The organism is Hymenobacter agri, from assembly GCF_054778495.1.
Window position 1 is genome coordinate 1 of the sequence record NZ_BAAGZM010000637.1, and the last position, 2353, is coordinate 2353.

2 protein-coding genes are annotated in these 2353 nt (G+C 64.3%); one reads left to right on the forward strand and one right to left on the reverse strand.

From position 1 onward, the window contains the following. Positions 1–1598 (reverse strand): glycoside hydrolase family 35 protein (locus tag ACYVDE_RS20450; RefSeq protein WP_460503385.1); only part of this gene is annotated, 1598 nt, incomplete at its 3' end. A gap of 351 nt (positions 1599–1949) precedes the next feature. On the opposite strand from ACYVDE_RS20450, the gene ACYVDE_RS20455 reads away from it, so the two are divergent. Further along, positions 1950–2353: ligand-binding sensor domain-containing protein (locus ACYVDE_RS20455; RefSeq protein ID WP_460503386.1), on the forward strand; the 404-nt coding region annotated here is incomplete at its 3' end.

Sequence of the window (2353 nt, forward strand, 5' to 3'; positions counted from 1 at the left end):
GCGCCGCTGCTGGCCGCCACGGCCGGGGCCTGGTCGAAGGGCAGGCCGAACATCTGCCAGCCTTTTACTTCGCGGCCATCGAGCAACACGCTCCTGGTGATGCCTTTATTGTTCTGAAGCAGGTACTCGCCGAAGTTCACGCGGCCCAGGTTTTCCACCAGAATATCGAGCTGCACTCTGCCGGCGGGCAGGGCCAGGCGCAGCTGGTCTTCGCGCTCGCGGCGGTCGAGCACGCCCACCCGCTGGCCGTTCACCATGACGACGGCGTAGTCGCGCAGGTCGTTCAATTTCAAGGTTTTGGTGTTGCCGCCGTCCACGGTAGTGCGGTAGAGCACGAAGCCGTAGGCCTGTTTCAGGGCCTCGAAGGTGAGCGGGGTGGCGCTGGCCACGGGGGCCGGTAGGTTGGCCAGCAGGCTGGCGGTGCGCGTGAGCTGCATGGTGGGCAGCGCCGTGCTGGGCTTGGCGGCGGGCACGGCCGGTAACGGCTGCCCGGCGGGCAGGTACTTGGCAATCACCTTCCGGAAAGCCAGAAACTTGGGCGTGGCATTGCCGGCTTCGTCGAGGGGCGCGTCGTAGTCGTAGCTGCTCACCTGGGGCTCGTAGTGCGAGGTATCGCCCTTGTAGTTGGCCCCGTTCATAAAGCCGCGCGTGCTGCCGCCGTGGAACATGTACATATTCAGCGAGATACCCGCCTTTAGCACCGAGTCGAGGCCGGGCGTGTACTTTTCGAGCGGCACGGTGTGGTGCTTGGTGCCCCACCAGTCGAACCAGGCCGGGTACCACTCGGCCACGTAGTAAGGGCCCTGGCCGTTGTGGTTGGCATCCACCAGTTGCCGGATTTGGCGCGGGTTGTCAGTACCGTTCACGGCGGGCAGCAGGCCGGGCAGGTGGCCGGCGGCCACGTCCTTTACCGGGTCGCAGGTGTAAAGCAGGCCATCGAAGCCGGCTTCCTCAAACATCTTCTTGTTCGAGGCCAGATACTGTTTATCAGACCCGTACGAGCCATACTCGTTCTCGACCTGCACCATGAGCACCGGGCCGCCGTGGTTGATTTGCAGCGGGGCGAGCTGCCTGGCCACGGCTTGCAGGTAGCGGCGGTAGGCGGCCACGTACTGCGGCTCCTGGCTGCGCACTTTCAGGCCCGGAATATTTTGGAGCCAGTAGGGGTAGCCGCCAAATTCCCACTCGGCGCACACGTAGGGGCTGGGGCGCAAAATCACCCAAAGGCCCTCTTCCTGCGCCATTTTCACGAAGGCGGCCACGTCGTTGTTGCCGCTGAAATCGAATTGGCCCGGTTGGGGCTCGTGCACGTTCCAGAACACGTAGGTGCCCACGGTATTTAGGCCCATGGCCTTGGCCATTTTCAGGCGGGCCCGCCAGGCTTCGCGCGGAATGCGGGGGTAGTGCAGCTCGCCCGAAATCATCTGGAGCGGCTTACCATCGAGCAGGAACTGGCGCGGGCCGAGCGCGAAGGTGTGCTTGGGCGCGGGAACTTTGGGGGGCGTGGGCAGGTGGCCGGTGAAGGCGGCGAGGCCACCGACTAGGCCGACGGCGGCCAGCGCCACGGGCAGCTTCTGAAAGGGACGAAGTTTGAACATGCGGGTGGGGTGGGGGGGAAAGGCGGAGCACAGTAGCGCGGACTTTTAGTCCGCGTCCCCGCGCCGTGAGAGTGTTATTCTGGTGTCCGTTGGAGACGCGGACTACAAAGTCCGCGCTACTGGCAACTTGCTCTGAAGTAGCTTCGATTAAAAAGATAACCGGCTGTTAGACACGACAAAGTTACCCGGCCCCAACACCTGCTAAGGGGGGCATTCCTGCCAAAAAGCACGTCAAAACCCGTCAGGCGGGCTGGGTGAGGGCTCACTTCGCGGGTTCGGGGCGCTGGCGTTTTTACCTTAGCTTAGCAAATGGAAGCCGCTGCTTCGGGCGGCCCGTAGTGCTTTTGAGCTGTGTCGCTATCATTCCTTTTTCGGACGCTGGGGCTATGGGCCGCGCTGCTGCTGGCCCCGGCCGCGTGGGCGCAAAACGTGGCCCCCGATGAGTTCCGTTTCGAGCACATCACCGTCGATGAAGGCCTGTCGCACTCCGATGCGATGGCCGTGGCCCATGACCGCGCCGGCTTCATCTGGATTGGCACCAACCGCGGCCTGAACCGCTACGACGGCTACGGCCTCAAGCCCTACCTGCTACCCATCAACCCGCGCAACGGCCTGTCGGGCAACCGCATCACGGCCCTTTTAGTTGCTCCCGACCAGCGCCTGTGGGTGGGCGCCGAGCGCGCCGGCCTGTGCTACTACGATGCCGCCCACGACAATTTCCGCCGCCTCGACGACCACGGCCTGCCCGCCAGCGC